This window comes from Paramesorhizobium leguminum, assembly GCF_003217235.1.
Classification (GTDB): domain Bacteria; phylum Pseudomonadota; class Alphaproteobacteria; order Rhizobiales; family Rhizobiaceae; genus Paramesorhizobium; species Paramesorhizobium leguminum.
The window spans coordinates 16310-30954 of sequence record NZ_QJTF01000029.1; the positions used below are offsets into that span (position 1 = coordinate 16310).

Consider the following 14645-nt stretch of genomic DNA (forward strand, 5'->3'; position numbering starts at 1 on the left):
GAGTAAGAAGCAGCAAGCGCTGAGACCAGCCGGCGCGCTGGCGATGATGGCCGCGTCAGCCAAGGCAAGTGGCCCTTGCTCCCGATACGGAGGATAGCTATGTGGAAAAAACCATTTAGCGTCACTTTGCAGATACGAAAAACCCGGACGAGCTGGTCAATAACCGTCCGGGTTAATCGTCAAAAGTAAAGTACACGGTTGGTAGGGAGTTAGCGCTTCCTATCAGCCACTCCGTTAATTTACTGCGTCGGCCACCGAGTTTCAAGACCCACGCTGCTTGGATCCCTTAAGCGACGCAAAAGCTCCACTCACCGCTTCACAATTCGATGGTCCAGCCGTTCCACCAGCCGGTCGCCAACCCACTGAACCACCGAGACCAGAACAATCAGGATTGCGACGACCGCGATCATGATGTCCGTCTGAAAGCGCTGGTAGCCATAGCGGATCGCCAGGTCACCAAGACCGCCGGCGCCGATGGCGCCCGCCATCGCCGATGCGCCGACGAGCGTCACCAGCGTGACGGTGAAGCCCGCCACGAGGCTCGGCAAGGCTTCCGGAACCAGCACCTCGCGGATGATCGTCCAGCGCGTCGCGCCCATGGCGCGGGCGGCCTCGATCAATCCCCTGTCCACTTCGCGCAATGAGACTTCGGCGATACGGGCGTAGTAGGGCGTCGCCGCGATGGAGAGCGGCACGATGGATGCCCATGTGCCGAGCGATGTGCCGACAATGAAACGCGTCACTGGGATCAGGGCGACCAGCAGGATGATGAAGGGAACGGAGCGGAAGCCGTTGATGATGCTGCCCAGGCCGCGATTGACCCAGAGGTTTTCAGCGAGGCCGCCGCGATCCGTCAGGATGAGGATCAACGCCAGCGGCAATCCGGCCACAAGTGAAATCAGGCCGGAAAAGCCGGTCATGATCATGGTCTCCCAGAAGGAGCGCCAGAGAAGATCAAGCATTGCCTGAGACATAGCCCAGCACCTCCACTTGGGTTCCATGCACTGTCAGATAATCCACGGCCTTTTGCAGTGTCGCCTTGTCGTGTGCTGGAAGGCTCAGAAACAGTGTGCCCACCGGCTCACCCTGCACGGTATCCATGCTGCCATGCAGGAGCGTGACGCCGGGCAGTTCGTTCAGGAACGGCCTCCGGGCGGCATCGCCCGAAAGCTGGACCTTCACGACGGCATGATCGCCTATGACCGGGTTCAGCCGGTGGCTCAAAACCGGCGGCAGTTCCGGCGTCAGCACCTGCAAAAGGCTTTTTGTGGTATCGGCTTTCGGGTTGGCGAAAACCTGCCAGACCGGGCCTTCCTCTACGATGCGTCCGCGATCGAGCACGATGACGCGGTCGGCGACCCGCTTGATGACTTCCATCTCATGGGTGATCAACAGAATCGTGAGTCCAAGCTGGCGGTTGATATCTTTCAGGAGCGCCAGAATGGACTGCGTGGTCTCGGGATCGAGCGCCGAAGTTGCTTCATCGGAAAGAAGCAGCGATGGTTTTGCGGCAAGAGCGCGGGCGATACCCACGCGCTGCTTCTGACCGCCGGAAAGCTGCGCGGGATAGTGCTTCGCCTTGTCGGAAAGGCCGACAAGCTCAAGCAGTTCCGCTACGCGCTTTTTGCGCTCTTCGCGGCGTTCTCCCGCGATTTTCAACGGCAGGGCGATATTGTCTTCCACCGTCTTGGCGGAGAGCAGGTTGAAATGCTGGAAGATCATGCCGATGCGGCGGCGCACCGGCTGCAGGCGGCGCTCGTCCAGCGCGGTGATTTCCATACCTTCGACTTGGATAGAACCGGAATCCGTGCTCTCCAGCCCGTTGAGGCAGCGGATCAGCGTTGATTTTCCCGCGCCGCTGCGCCCGATGATCCCAAGAATCTCGCCGCGCTCGACGCTCAGCGAGACGCCGTCGATGGCCGGCGTCTCGCCAAAGGCGCGGCGCACATCGGCCAGCCTGACGATGGTATCGCCGGAGGCCGCGCCGATGGCTTTCGGCGCTATATTGAGTGCCTGCGTGTTCACATCCGCCTCGATTTTCATCGCCCTCTAGTTTCTCTTAGCCGCATGATCTTACCTGGAAGTCTGCAACTTTTCGGGACCATGCTCTAAAACAAACGGTTCGGATATGGGAATATCCGAACCGCATGGATTTGCGCTTGCCCCGATTCTTACCAGGCAGGAAGCGCCGTGCCTTTGTAGACTTCGAGCAGCTTGGCCTTCACCGCATCGTTCTGGAAGGCAGCGACAAGCGGCTTCACCCAGGGCGCGTCCTTGTCCTCGGTGCGGATGGCGATGAAGTTGTTGTAAGGGTTATTTTCCTTCGACTCACGCGCAATCACGTCCTTCACCGGATCAAGGCCAGCCTTCAGCGCCCAATCATTATTGACGATGGCCGCATCAAGATCGTCTATGGAGCGACCGACGACACCGGCGTCAAGCTCCTTGATCTCCAGCTTCTTCGGGTTCTCGATGATATCGATCGGCGTCGCCAGAATGCCCGCGCCCTCCTTGAGCTTGATCAGGCCTTGCGCTTCGAGAACGCGCAGTGCGCGGCCTTCATTGGACGGATCGTTCGGGATGCCGATGGAAGCGCCGTCCTTCAGCTCGCTCAAGCTCTTCACCTTGCGCGAATAGACGCCGATCGGGAAGACGGCGGTATAGCCGGCAGGCTCGATCTTGTAATGATGCTGCTCGATCTGCGCATCGAGGTACGGCTTGTGCTGGAAGGCGTTGGCGTCGATTTCCTTGCGCTCCAGCGCCTCGTTCGGCTGGGTATAATCGGAAAAATTGACGGTCTCGATCTTCAGGCCATGCTTGGCGGCCTGCTCGGCGACCACCTTCCAGATGTCCTCATCCTCTCCGCCCATGATGCCAACCTTGATCGTCTTCTCCTGCGCCACGCCGGATGCTGGGGCGGCGAAGCCGGCGGTAAGGGCAATGGCCGAGAGGAGCAGAATCTTGAGGCCGGCGCGGCGCGACGGCGATTTGGGAGAGGAGGAGATCATTTCTTGTTCCCTTGAGTACTGATGACAAAATCATGGAAGGAGCAATCCTTTGCTCCCACACTTGATGCCCTTCATAATTTCCGCGAGGCAGAAGATAAACAAGAAATATTATTCCGTTTGCGAAGGCGCGTCCGCACAGGCATTCCAGAAGAATGGCCCGCAAGCGGTGGCTTAAGAAGGCATCATTCGTTTTCGCATTTGCAATTGGCGGTTCGACCGGAAGAGTTGCCATTCATCGACCACCCGTCCATCAGGCAGGTGGCAATAGCCGCTTTGGCCTTGAGCGCTTTGGCGAATTTCCAATCTCCCGCCGATATTGACGCAGTAGACAGAGGCTGGATTGGCCATGCCCGCCTGTTCTTGCCGGGCGGAGGTGCAGCCAACGAGGAATGCGAACGTGCAAAGAAGCAATGCCCGATACATGGGAACTTCCTTTCTGGTCGGAGCCGCTAGCCTGGAGCCAAACCTAGAGCATGATCCCGAAAAGTTGCAGACTTCCAGGTAAGATCATGCGGCTAAAACAAAAACTTAGAGCGGGATGCCCGATTCAACTTAATTGCATACCGCTCTAGCACGGCGCAGCTCGCAATCTCAACCGGACCGGCGGTTGCGCGCAAAACTGGAACGATCTCGCTTACGCCGCGTTTCTACCCGCTTGGGTTTTATGGGAGAAGAAAATGAAAAAGCTGGCGGGTCATCCGAGTTTTCCTGTTTTTCGATGCTATTCCGCCGCGGATATCGCGGCACACGGCGACCTTCTCGATGGACGCACCGTGCATGACATAACAAGACGAGCGTGGAAGGACATCTGTTCAGGCCGCGCATATGGCACCAAGTCCGTGCTCGCCATTCGCCCTGAAGAAATTGCCGACCATCCCTGGCTAACCGATAAGACCATGCCAGGTGAAAGGCTGGGCTGGAAGCTCAATTGCCTGTCGAGCGTCAATGGCCGGTACGGCGGTGTGAAGATCGTCGGTGCGAATGCGCTCAATCGTCGTCTAGGCTTGCCGCGCTCCAAGTCGACCATCGTTCTGCTCGAAAAATTCACGCTTACGCCGCTCTGTGTACTCGACGGTACGGAGATATCGGCGGCGCGAACGGCGAGCTATGCGACCGTTGTGGCCGAGCGCTTCCTGACCGGACGGAGCGATATATCGGTTTTCCTGTTCGGCGCGGGGCCTATCGCCGAAAAGATCATCCTGGCACTCGACAAATGTTGCGGGAAGTCGATCCGCCGGCTCTTCGTGAGCAGCCGGACAGGAAAGGGTGCGGCGCAGTTAGCGGCGTCAATCGCCAGAAAAGTCGGTTACGAGGTGATTCCCGTGCTCAACCATGAAATGGTGCGTGAGTGCGACTTCATCATTACCGCCTCGAACGCCGATGCTCCGGTTTTTGAGGCCGATGAGATCGGAGATGCATTGGTTCTCCATCTGGGCGGCGATGAAACACCGACGGCCTTCCTCCAGCGGGCTATCAGATCCGGAACCGTGCTTTGCGATAATGTGGAAATGGTATCGCATCGGGCTTCGCAAAGCCTGGCGTTTTATTTTTCGCGTCACGGTGCAACATTGGAGCAATTGGCGGCTCCGCTTGGTATCCGCTCACTTTCCGATGTCATCGAGGATCCCGATTTCCAGCCGGAGACGCCCATTCACATCACATGCGTCGGTCTGCCTATGCTGGACCTCTATGTCGGCGCGCATATCTACGAAAGATTGATTAGCGCCGAGCGGAGATCGCGCACACCGTCGCGATTGGCAGGCTGATAGGAAACCGAGACTTGGAGGATTTCTGAAGGATGGTGGGCGTGACAGGGATTGAACCTGTGACCCCTGCAATGTCAATGCAGTGCTCTCCCGCTGAGCTACACGCCCATCCGACAGTGGCGCATACACCATATCGGAATGCGCCCGTCAATGGTTGTTTTGAACTTCGGCAGTTTTTTGCTCCTGGCGGGAATGCTGACCCAAGGGTGCGGAACAGACGGGGAGGAATTTGTCAGCCAAATTCCCCCTTACACAAGTTTAGAAGCGGTCGACTGCAACCCCGGGGAAACCAACGACGCGCGCGTACACCGAGCCATAACGAAGCGCTGGCAGGACAGAGGGAATATTGTGTTCCCCTCCCCGCATTTCCGCTTGGATGCCTCAGTGATCCAACGCTTTGACGATATTTTCCACCATCTTCTTGGCATCGGCAAACAGCATCATCGTATTGTCGCGGAAGAACAGTTCGTTCTCCACGCCGGCGTAGCCTGAACCCATGCCGCGCTTGATGAACAGCACGGTACCCGCCTTGTCCACATCAAGGATCGGCATGCCGAAGATCGGCGATTTCGGATCAGTCTTCGCCGCCGGATTGGTCACGTCGTTGGCGCCGATGACGAAAGCCACATCCGCCTGCGCGAATTCCGAGTTGATGTCCTCAAGCTCGAACACCTCGTCATAGGGCACATTGGCTTCCGCCAGCAGCACGTTCATGTGACCGGGCATACGGCCCGCCACCGGGTGGATGGCATACTTCACCTCGACGCCCTCCGCCTTGAGCTTGTCGGCCATCTCACGCAGCGCATGCTGTGCCTGCGCCACCGCCATGCCGTAGCCGGGCACGATGATCACCTTGGACGCATTCTTCATGATGAATGCCGCGTCTTCCGCGGAGCCCTGCTTGACCGGGCGCTGCTCCACCGCCTCGCCCGCGGGACCGGCGGTCTCGCCGCCGAAGCCGCCGAGAATGACCGAGATAAACGAGCGGTTCATGCCCTTGCACATGATGTAGGAAAGGATCGCACCCGACGAGCCGACCAGCGCGCCGGTGATGATCAGCGCCAGATTGCCCAGCGTGAAGCCGATACCCGCCGCCGCCCAACCCGAATAGGAGTTGAGCATCGAGACGACAACAGGCATGTCCGCGCCGCCGATCGGCACGATGATCAAGCCGCCCAGGACCAGCGACAGGATCACGATCAGCCAGAAAACCGTATGGCTTTCGGTATTCACCAATATGGCGATCAGCACGACGATGGCGATGGCCAGGCCCGCATTGATGATATGGCGGTTGGGCAGGATGATCGGCTTGCCGGACATGCGCCCGTCGAGCTTCAGGAAGGCGATGATCGACCCGGTGAAGGTGATCGCGCCGATGGCGACGCCGAGCGACATTTCGATCAGCGCCTGGCCATGGATGGAGCCGACGTCGCCGATGCCAAACGAGCTAGGCGTATAGAGCGCCGCAGCCGCCACCAGAACAGCGGCAAGGCCGATCAGCGAATGGAACGCCGCCACCAGCTGCGGCATTGCCGTCATGGCGATGCGGCGGGCGATATAAGCGCCAATGCCGCCGCCGATGGCGATGCCGAGCACGATGAGCAGCAAGCCGCCGAAGCTTGGACGCGCGAACGCCAGCGTGGTAACGATCGAGATACCCATGCCGATCATGCCGTAGAGATTTCCCTGACGGCTGGTGGTGGGATGCGAAAGCCCGCGCAATGCCAGGATGAAAAGCACGCCGGAAACGAGATAAAGGAAGGCTGCCAGATCGACACCCATGGTTCAGCCCCTCACTTTTCTTTCTTTTTGTACATGGCGAGCATGCGCTGCGTGACGAGGAAACCGCCGAAGATGTTGACGCTCGCCAGCACCAGCGCGATGAAGCCGAAGCCGGTAGCCCAGCCCGAAAGCGACAGGCCGACCGCCAGCAGCGCGCCCACCACGATGACCGACGAAATGGCGTTGGTCACCGCCATCAGCGGCGTGTGCAGCGCCGGCGTCACCGACCAGACGACGTAATAGCCGACGAAGATCGACAGGATGAAGATCGCGAAGCGGAAGACGAAAGGATCGACCGCGCCGCCCGTTGCCGCATGCGCCGCAGCGCCGGCCGCATCGGCCATATTGGCTGAGTTCTCCGCTGCCTGCCGCACCGCTTCGACCGCCTGGTTGAGCCCGCCGAGGGCTTTATCGAGTGCCGTATCGGCCATTATGCCTCTCCTCCCGTCTTGGGCGTATCCGCCTTGGTCTTCCTTGCCGGAGCCTTGCGTACGGGTTTTTCCGCTGGCTTCATCGCCGCCGGTTCAGCAGCAGACGCAGCCGCCGCCTGCGCAAAGGCCGGATGCACCACCGAGCCGTCATGCGTCAGCAGCGTCGCCTTGACCAGTTCGTCATCGAGATTGATCTTCAGCGCCTTGCTATCCTTGTCGGTAAGCGTCTCGATGAAGGCGAAGAGATTGCGGGCATAAAGCTGCGACGCCGTCGCCGCGATGCGGCCCGGCACGTTGAGATGCCCGACGATCTTGACGCCGCCGATCTCTACCACCTTGCCCGGCTGCGCGCCCTCAACATTGCCGCCGCGCTCGACCGCAAGGTCAACCACGACGGAGCCGGGACGCATCGCGGCCAGCATCTCTTTCGTGACCAGACGTGGCGCCGGGCGGCCCGGAATGAGCGCGGTGGTGATGACGATGTCCTGCTTGGCGATATGGTCCGCGACGAGCGCCGCCTGCTTCGCCTGATACTCCCTGGACATTTCCTTGGCGTATCCGCCGGCGGTTTCCGCTGCCTTGAACTCCTCGTCCTCGACCGCGATGAATTTTCCGCCGAGCGAGGCGACCTGTTCCTTCGCTGCGGGACGCACGTCGGTCGCCGTCACCACGGCGCCGAGACGACGCGCGGTGGCGATGGCTTGCAGCCCGGCGACGCCGGCGCCCATCACGAACACCTTGGCCGCCGGCACCGTACCCGCCGCCGTCATCATCATCGGCAAGGCGCGTCCATATTCCGCCGCCGCGTCGATTACCGCCTGATAACCCGCGAGGTTGGCCTGCGAAGACAAGACGTCCATCACCTGCGCGCGCGTGATGCGCGGCATGAATTCCATGGTGAAGCTGGATAAGCCCGCATCGGCATACGCGCGGACCGTGGCGTCATCACCGTAAGGATCGAGCATGGCGATAAGCGCCGCGCCCTTTTTATAGCTCTTGAGTTCGCTCAACGAAGGGCGACGAACTTTCAGGATCACATCCGCCGATTTCGCATCCGTGGCAGAGCCAATCTTTGCTCCCGCCGCATCGAACTCGCTGTCGGGAATACGCGAGAGCGTTCCGGCGCCCTTCTCAACGACGACGGAAAAACCGAGGCCGATAAGCTTCTTCACCGTTTCCGGCGAGGCGGCGACGCGCGGCTCGACCGGGTCCGTTTCTTTGGGAATGAATATTGTTTGAGCCAAGCCCATCCTCCCGCTTCAGCATGATGAACACGATCATGCATTTAAACAAACGCCCCCACGCTCGGAAAAAACCAAGCGCGATATGGATATGCTATGCGCAAATCCGGCGAAAGTGGGAATTGGGAAAATTTGCGGCGATTTTCTGAAGAAAAGCGGAAACTATTGGACCTTACCCTCCCCCTTGCGGGGAGGGTCGGCGCGGAGCGCCGGGGTGGGGGTGGTGAAATGTCGAGCATAGCCGTCTCCACCCCCATCCGCCCGCTTCGCGGGCGTTCGTCGCTGGAAAAGCCAAATCGTTGGCTTTTCCTCGGCCTATGGCCGAACGCTCCTCACCCCCGCAAGGGGGAAGGAGGGCGCTTGCGTTTTTATTACAGCAAGAACCAGGCCGCGACGCAGATCAGGATGAACAGGATGACCGCGGAGAACGGGCCGCCGGCGAAAAAGCCGAACGCCATCGCGGCGAGGATTGCGATAACCGCGACCGTGCCCCATTTGGCGACAGAGAGGAAGCCGGAATAGGTTTTTTCATGCTCGGCGTAATCCATGGGCGCGCCCAGTTCCGCTGCTCCGGTTTTGTGATGCTTGGCCATGTGTCCGTACCCCTCCACGAATTCTGAGGCTGCAATAGCGAAAAGACTGGGGGGGACGCAATGCGACGGGTCATCGCGCCCCAAGCTTTACGTTTTTAAGGGAAGAGGTGCGGAAACAATCCAACGAGGCCGATGAAGATGAGATAGAACGCGACGATGTAATTGAGCAGGCGCGGCATGATCAGGATGACGATGCCGGCGATGAGCGAGACGATCGGGGTCAGTTGCGGGATCATGTATTTCTCTCCGAAATTGGTTTGCGATTTCATGATAAAGATTCGAGGTAAGTCCCCTCCCCGAATCTCACACACCAAGACCCGTATACTTCGCCGTCGGCAAAATTGTTAGGGGCACCATCCCGCCCTGCTCGGCGCTGGCGAACATGCTGCGCCGTTCGTGCGGCTGGGATTTGAAGAAGGGATAACGCACCGCCACCATATCGCGGATCGCCCGGACCGGCGCGCCCGAGAGGCCCACCGGAATGCCGTAGCCCTCATGTTCCCGTGGCTCCGCCATCGGCAGCGAGCCGAAAATGCGCTTGTAAAAAGCCATATGTTCCGGCTTGACGGAGGCTAGGCAGAAATCGGCAGCGAAATATTCCGAGGCCATCGCCGCGATACGCAGCGTCAGATAGGGCACGGCTGGATATTCAGACAGAAGCGCCGGTTCGCTGGCAAAGCGGGTCGGGTCCACAAAGCTCATCCCCCTATCCAGCATCGGCCCGAGCACATCGGGAAAAAGCTTGAAGCTCGTACCCTTGCGATGCTCCGGCGTGATATGATGGATACGCAACGTGCTGACGAGTTGTCCGTCGATATAGATGCCGTAAACATAGGCATGGCTGTCCCGATCGAGATCATCCACGATCGTGCCGTCGAAATCATCGTTCATGACATTGCGCGACATATAGGAACGATAGCGCAGCCGCCCGATTTCCTCGAAATCCTCTGCGCTGACGATGCGGCGATATTCCACCTGATCGAGAAAATTCAGGAGTTGCCGCGCAAAATTCGATATTTGCAGGTTTCCCGCCGATATGGCTGTTGCGCTCATCATCCCCACTCACCCAGGCCGAAACAGGAAGAAGGATAGAGAGGTTTTCCACCCTGTAAAGCGTTTCAACAATTTGAATTAAACTTTAATAATTAATAAATATGAAGGAAGCGCGCCGCCAGTCCCAACGAATAGGGATATTTATAGGGCGGCCTGGCGTTGCGCGCTTTGCTTGAGAGGAAAACTCTTGTCGATAAGCGCCGAAATGGCTTGCGCCGGCATGGGGGCGCCAAGGAGATAACCCTGAACGAGATCGGCACCTGCCGCGCCTCTGATGAGCGCCAGCTGTTCCTGTGTCTCCACCCCCTCCACGGTCACGCCGAGGCCCATCTCATGCGAAAGCTGGGTCACGCCACGCAAAAGCATCAGCGAGCGCCGGTCCTCGGTGATATCGCACACGAAGGACCGATCCATTTTCACCTTGGTCAGCGGCAGCGTGTTGAGATAGCTGAGACTTGAATAGCCGGTGCCGAAATCGTCCAGCGCAACGTTGATGCCTGCATTCTTGAGCTGCTGCAGCACGATGCTTGTCTTGTTTCGGTCGCTGATGATCGCGCTCTCCGTCACCTCCACTTCGAGCAGGTTTGTCGGCAGGCCGGAGTTTCGCAGCGCGACAGCTATGATGTCTGTGATGTCACTGTTTTTCAAATCGATCGCGGAAAGATTGACCGACACGCCGATGCGCCCGCCCCAATCCCTGCAATCGATGCAGGCCTTTTCCAGCATGAACCGCGTGATTTCGGTGATGATGCCCATTTCCTCGGCGAGCGGAATATAATCCGCGGGCGAAATCGGTCCAAGGTGCGGATGGTCCCAGCGGGAAAGCGCCTCGCAGGAGACGATGCGAAGCGATTGGGCGCTGACGATCGGCTGATAGACGACCTTCAGCGAACCGCTGGCGATCGCACCGCGCAAATCGTTCTTGAGGCGTTGCCGGCTGCGATAGCGGATATCCATCGCCTCCTCGAACATCGCCCAGTTTCGGCCCTCGCTCCCCTTCGCCTCGTAGAGCGCCAGATCAGCCATGATATGCAGGCTCTGCAGGTCGAACTGCGCCGCCGGGGCCAGCGCCACGCCGGCGTTCACGTCCACCTCAACGCTGTGATCCGACAGTTGGTACGTGCCCGATACGGCGGAGAGGAGATGATCCATCACCGAATCGATCTGAATCTCGGAACCGGCATCGGGTACGAAGATGACGAACTCGTCGCCACCGAAGCGCGACGGGATAAACCGCATCGGATCCATTTCGGCCAGGCGCTCCGCCAGCTTGCGAAGCAATTGGTCACCGACATGATGGCCCAACGTGTCGTTGACATGCTTGAAGTCGTTAATGTCGAGAACGACCAGCGCCATGCGCCTGCCATGCGCGCGGCGCGCAATGAGCGATTTCACCAGCGATTCGAAATGCACCCTGTTGGGCAGGCCGGTCAGCCCGTCATAGCGCGCCATGTGCTGGATTTGCGCTTCGGCCTCGACGCGATGGGTCACGTCCTCGAAGATCAGAACCGCGCCCGCGTCCTGGCGCTGGTTGCAGCTGAATTCGATATAGCGCCCATCGGAAAACTGGAACAGGTCGCGCTCGCGCCGCCCGGAGAGAAGATCGTCAATCAGCCTGCGAATGTTCTTGAGCTTGGATCGCGGGAAAAGCCCATGCAACGAAGAGTAGCGCAACACCGTTTGCAGCGAGCGCCCGGCAAGGTCGGTACCGGGCGATATTTTGAGCAATGACACCGCCTCGTTGTTGACGACGACGAGTTTCCCCTCGCCATCGAACATGATGAGCCCTTGCGGCATGTTGTTGAGCGCGGCGTCGAAACGACCGGCCACCACCGCCAATTCGCGTCGCCTCATGACCGCCGCGAAAAGGAACTCGCGCAGGCCATTGGCCATCTGAATATTGCTCAGGAAATAGGGAATAAGCAGGAAGCCGATGATCATGTGGAATGCGCTGCCCGCCAGCACGAAGCCCGCCAGCACGGGAACGAGGCTGCATACCGACATCACGATGACGGCGGATCGCGACGCATAATTGCGCCCGACGATAGACACCACGGATGCGAGCAGGATCGAAAGACTGGCAAGTTCGGCGAAGGAATCCCTGACCACATAAGTGCTGTAGAAACACATCATCCCGAGCGCCGTGCATACCGCTGCCGCGCCGATGAGATAGCGGAACTCCCAGCGGTTGATCTGCACATGCGAGGGACTGGAAAGAAGCGCCCGGTCAAAGCGACCCATGTCGAAAAGACGCGCGAGCGCGATGAACGTGAATATCACCGCGAAAACAATAAACGCGTCGTTGCCCGTCTTGAGATAGATCGCCGCGCAGGCCACCACATGCGCAAGCATCCCAAACCAGAGCGTTGCGCGATTCCCATAGAGGGAGCGCACGAAGGAGAGACGGATATCAGCTGGAATGTCTGTTCTTCGGCCCCAAGCCATATTCGATATGCGTCCCTTTTTTCCCGGAACATTATTACAGCAATGACTTAAAAATATATTTCGCTATTATAAACCATCGGTTGCGCATATTCTCGCATTAATTGCGCAGAATTATACTTGGAACGACGCTTGAACCCCGACTGAATACCAAGAAATGCACACTTCCTAATCTTATAGGAGAACTTTAAAGCTCAAGACAAATACTATAGTTTACTTGCAATTATACCTGACACCTAAATCAAACTAGGAGGTATCTGAATCGAATTCTCATGTGATCATAGCGCCGTATAGGTAGGATACCGTGACGAACGACGCTCGGCAAGCGCAGGGTCTGGATTTGGCAAACAATTGCCGTCGAAAGCAACCACCTAGATGCTATGCCCGCCATCGATGGTGACGATCGCCCCGGTCATATAGCGACTCGCATCGGAGGCGAGCATCAGCACCGCGCCGTCGAGGTCCTGCACCTCCCCCAGCCGGCGCAGCGGGTTGATTCCTTTCAGGAAGCCGGACCCAGGCCCTTCCATCACCGCCTCATTGAGTCGCGTCGGAAACCAGCCGGGCGCGATCGCGTTGACACGGATATCATGGGTAGCCCATTCGAGCGCAAGCGCCCGGGTCATATGCGAAACCGCCGCTTTGGACATGGCATAGGCAACAGCCCCCTTGAGCGGCCGCTCGGCGAGAATGCTCGTTGAATTGACGATGGTCCCCGCCTTGCCCGCCGCTATCAGCCGTCGCGCCGCTTCCTGCGCCACGCAGAACGCGCCCCCGACATTGACGTCGAAGACAGCTTTCAGCATCTCACGAGTCGTATCAAGTGCCCGCGCCATTTGCGCCACACCGGCATTATTGAAAACGACCGTCACCGTCCCAAGCCGCGCCTCGGCTTCATCGAAGGCCCGCCCCACCTCCTCAGGTGAAGTTACGTCCGCCATGATGTCGATGATTTCGCCGCCGCCCGCACGGTTGCGCTCAGGCGCATGTGCCCGCGAAATCGAAATGACATTGGCGCCATGCTTCGCAAGCATGTCGACCATTCGCAAACCTAGCCCCGAAGACCCACCCGTCACCGCAATGGTTTTCCCCGCAACCGAAAAGAGCGCCCCATCGATCATGAACAATCACACTAGGCCTGAATCAAAATAACAGAAAATTCGTCTATCTCATTCTTAACGCCCGCAATATATAATTGGCAACAGAAGTGTAGCGCGAAGATTAATATTTGGGTTTTCTCAAATGAGTGTTACCGCATTGAAAAAATACGAAGCCAAGCTTAGATAAGCGCCACAATTTTTCAGCAGGAACAGCGGAAATGTCGAAACCATCGATCCCCCTCGTCGCGGTCACATCCGATGTGCGCAGCTTTGATAATTACACCTGGCACGCCACGCCGGAACAATATCTCGCAGCGGCGATCGAGGGAGCCGGTGTCATTCCGTTGCTCGTTCCAAGTTTTGGCGCGGCGATCGATCTGGATAGCGTCCTCGCCACCGTCGATGGCGTGCTTGTCACGGGATCGAAATCCAATGTGCATCCTTCGCTTTATGGCAAGGAGCCGACGACGGCGCATGAGCCTTTCGACCCTGCCCGCGATGCGACGTCGCTCCCGCTTATCCGCCGCGCTATTGAACTGGGCGTACCGCTGCTCGCCATTTGCCGTGGCATCCAGGAACTCAATGTCGCCCTTGGCGGCACGTTGGCGACGGAGATTCAGGAACTGGCCGAGCGCATAGACCACCGCGCCCCGGATACAAGCCAACTCGCCGAGCGTTTCGCCCTTCGTCACCCCGTCCTGGTCAAGCCCGGCTCGTGCCTTGCGGAGATTATGGAGACGGACACCGTTCAGGTAAATTCGGCCCATCGCCAAGCGATCGATGCCCCCGCACCAAGCCTTGAAATCGAGGCCTTGGCTGAGGACGGCACCATCGAGGCCGTCTCAGTAAAGGATGCTAAAGGCTTCGTCCTCGGAGTCCAGTGGCACCCGGAAATTTGGGTCAAGTCCGACAGCCCGTCGCGCAAGGTTTTTACCGCCTTCGGCGATGCCGTCCGCGCCCATCGCGCGGCCCGTCTATCCTTGGCTGCAGCGGAGTAAACCGGGCCTGTTCGCAGCCACCACCGACCCCTTCGATACGCATGCCCCTTTTGCTTTAGAAAGTGCGACTAGGGCATTTCACTTTTGGATGGAACGATACTTTTTTGTCGGGTGCGGCAACTTCACCGTTGAGGCATGGATTCCTGTGACAAGCACAGGAATTGTCTGTTTGTTTCATGCTTAATTGGCGCTGAGGCTGGATGCGATTCCCGGGATGGCCACCCCGGGAAT

14 protein-coding genes and 1 tRNA gene are annotated in these 14645 nt (G+C 58.6%); 2 read left to right on the forward strand and 13 right to left on the reverse strand.

Going from position 1 to position 14645, the window contains the following annotated elements; all coding sequences use genetic code 11:
• Nucleotides 1–308 precede the first annotated feature (308 nt).
• From C7477_RS17145 to C7477_RS17160, 4 genes are all read right to left on the reverse strand, one after another.
• Nucleotides 309–974, reverse strand: coding sequence for a methionine ABC transporter permease (locus C7477_RS17145; protein WP_110754383.1), 666 nt, complete (start codon nt 972–974; stop codon nt 309–311).
• On the reverse strand, nt 955–2043 hold the full coding sequence (locus tag C7477_RS17150) for a methionine ABC transporter ATP-binding protein (protein ID WP_110754385.1): 1089 nt from the start codon (nt 2041–2043) through the stop codon (nt 955–957). Before C7477_RS17150 ends, C7477_RS17145 begins: the two co-directional genes overlap by 20 nt.
• A 128-nt stretch (nt 2044–2171) precedes the next feature.
• Entirely contained in the window at nt 2172–3008 is an 837-nt protein-coding gene (locus C7477_RS17155) for a MetQ/NlpA family ABC transporter substrate-binding protein (RefSeq protein WP_425373590.1), read from the reverse strand.
• A 171-nt stretch (nt 3009–3179) separates the two neighbouring features.
• Nucleotides 3180–3431 (reverse strand): putative hemolysin, encoded by a 252-nt coding sequence (locus tag C7477_RS17160; protein ID WP_110754387.1) that lies wholly within the window; start codon nt 3429–3431, stop codon nt 3180–3182.
• A gap of 254 nt (nt 3432–3685) precedes the next feature.
• Here C7477_RS17160 and C7477_RS17165 point away from each other — a divergent pair, with 254 nt between their 5' ends.
• Nucleotides 3686–4774, forward strand: a complete 1089-nt coding sequence (locus tag C7477_RS17165; RefSeq protein WP_110754389.1) for an ornithine cyclodeaminase — start codon at nt 3686–3688, stop codon at nt 4772–4774.
• A 33-nt stretch (nt 4775–4807) separates the two neighbouring features.
• Here C7477_RS17165 and C7477_RS17170 read toward each other — a convergent pair.
• The 9 genes from C7477_RS17170 to C7477_RS17210 form a co-directional block, all read right to left on the reverse strand.
• Nucleotides 4808–4882 (reverse strand) — tRNA-Val (locus C7477_RS17170).
• A gap of 273 nt (nt 4883–5155) precedes the next feature.
• Nucleotides 5156–6556 carry an NAD(P)(+) transhydrogenase (Re/Si-specific) subunit beta gene (locus tag C7477_RS17175; RefSeq protein ID WP_110754391.1) on the reverse strand — a complete coding sequence of 467 codons (1401 nt, stop codon included), beginning with the start codon at nt 6554–6556 and terminating at the stop codon, nt 5156–5158.
• An 11-nt stretch (nt 6557–6567) separates the two neighbouring features.
• Entirely contained in the window at nt 6568–6987 is a 420-nt protein-coding gene (locus C7477_RS17180; RefSeq protein ID WP_110754393.1) for a proton-translocating transhydrogenase family protein, read from the reverse strand.
• A complete protein-coding gene (locus tag C7477_RS17185) occupies nt 6987–8231 on the reverse strand; it encodes a Re/Si-specific NAD(P)(+) transhydrogenase subunit alpha (RefSeq protein ID WP_110754412.1) in 1245 nt (414 codons plus the stop codon). Before C7477_RS17185 ends, C7477_RS17180 begins: the two co-directional genes overlap by 1 nt.
• Nucleotides 8232–8599: 368 nt before the next feature.
• Nucleotides 8600–8821, reverse strand: a complete 222-nt coding sequence (locus tag C7477_RS17190; RefSeq protein WP_110754395.1) for an aa3-type cytochrome c oxidase subunit IV — start codon at nt 8819–8821, stop codon at nt 8600–8602.
• A gap of 95 nt (nt 8822–8916) precedes the next feature.
• Nucleotides 8917–9090 carry a DUF3096 domain-containing protein gene (locus C7477_RS17195; protein WP_245411883.1) on the reverse strand — a complete coding sequence of 58 codons (174 nt, stop codon included), beginning with the start codon at nt 9088–9090 and terminating at the stop codon, nt 8917–8919.
• A 34-nt stretch (nt 9091–9124) separates the two neighbouring features.
• The gene (locus C7477_RS17200) at nt 9125–9874 is read right to left on the reverse strand and encodes an N-acyl amino acid synthase FeeM domain-containing protein (RefSeq protein WP_110754397.1); all 750 of its coding nucleotides are present in this window, start codon (nt 9872–9874) and stop codon (nt 9125–9127) included.
• A 141-nt stretch (nt 9875–10015) separates the two neighbouring features.
• On the reverse strand, nt 10016–12319 hold the full coding sequence (locus C7477_RS17205; protein ID WP_110754399.1) for a putative bifunctional diguanylate cyclase/phosphodiesterase: 2304 nt from the start codon (nt 12317–12319) through the stop codon (nt 10016–10018).
• Nucleotides 12320–12687: 368 nt separating this feature from the next.
• Nucleotides 12688–13437, reverse strand: coding sequence for an SDR family NAD(P)-dependent oxidoreductase (locus C7477_RS17210; RefSeq protein ID WP_110754401.1), 750 nt, complete (start codon nt 13435–13437; stop codon nt 12688–12690).
• A 197-nt stretch (nt 13438–13634) separates the two neighbouring features.
• On the opposite strand from C7477_RS17210, the gene C7477_RS17215 reads away from it, so the two are divergent.
• On the forward strand, nt 13635–14414 hold the full coding sequence (locus tag C7477_RS17215; protein WP_110754403.1) for a gamma-glutamyl-gamma-aminobutyrate hydrolase family protein: 780 nt from the start codon (nt 13635–13637) through the stop codon (nt 14412–14414).
• Nucleotides 14415–14645 lie beyond the last annotated feature (231 nt).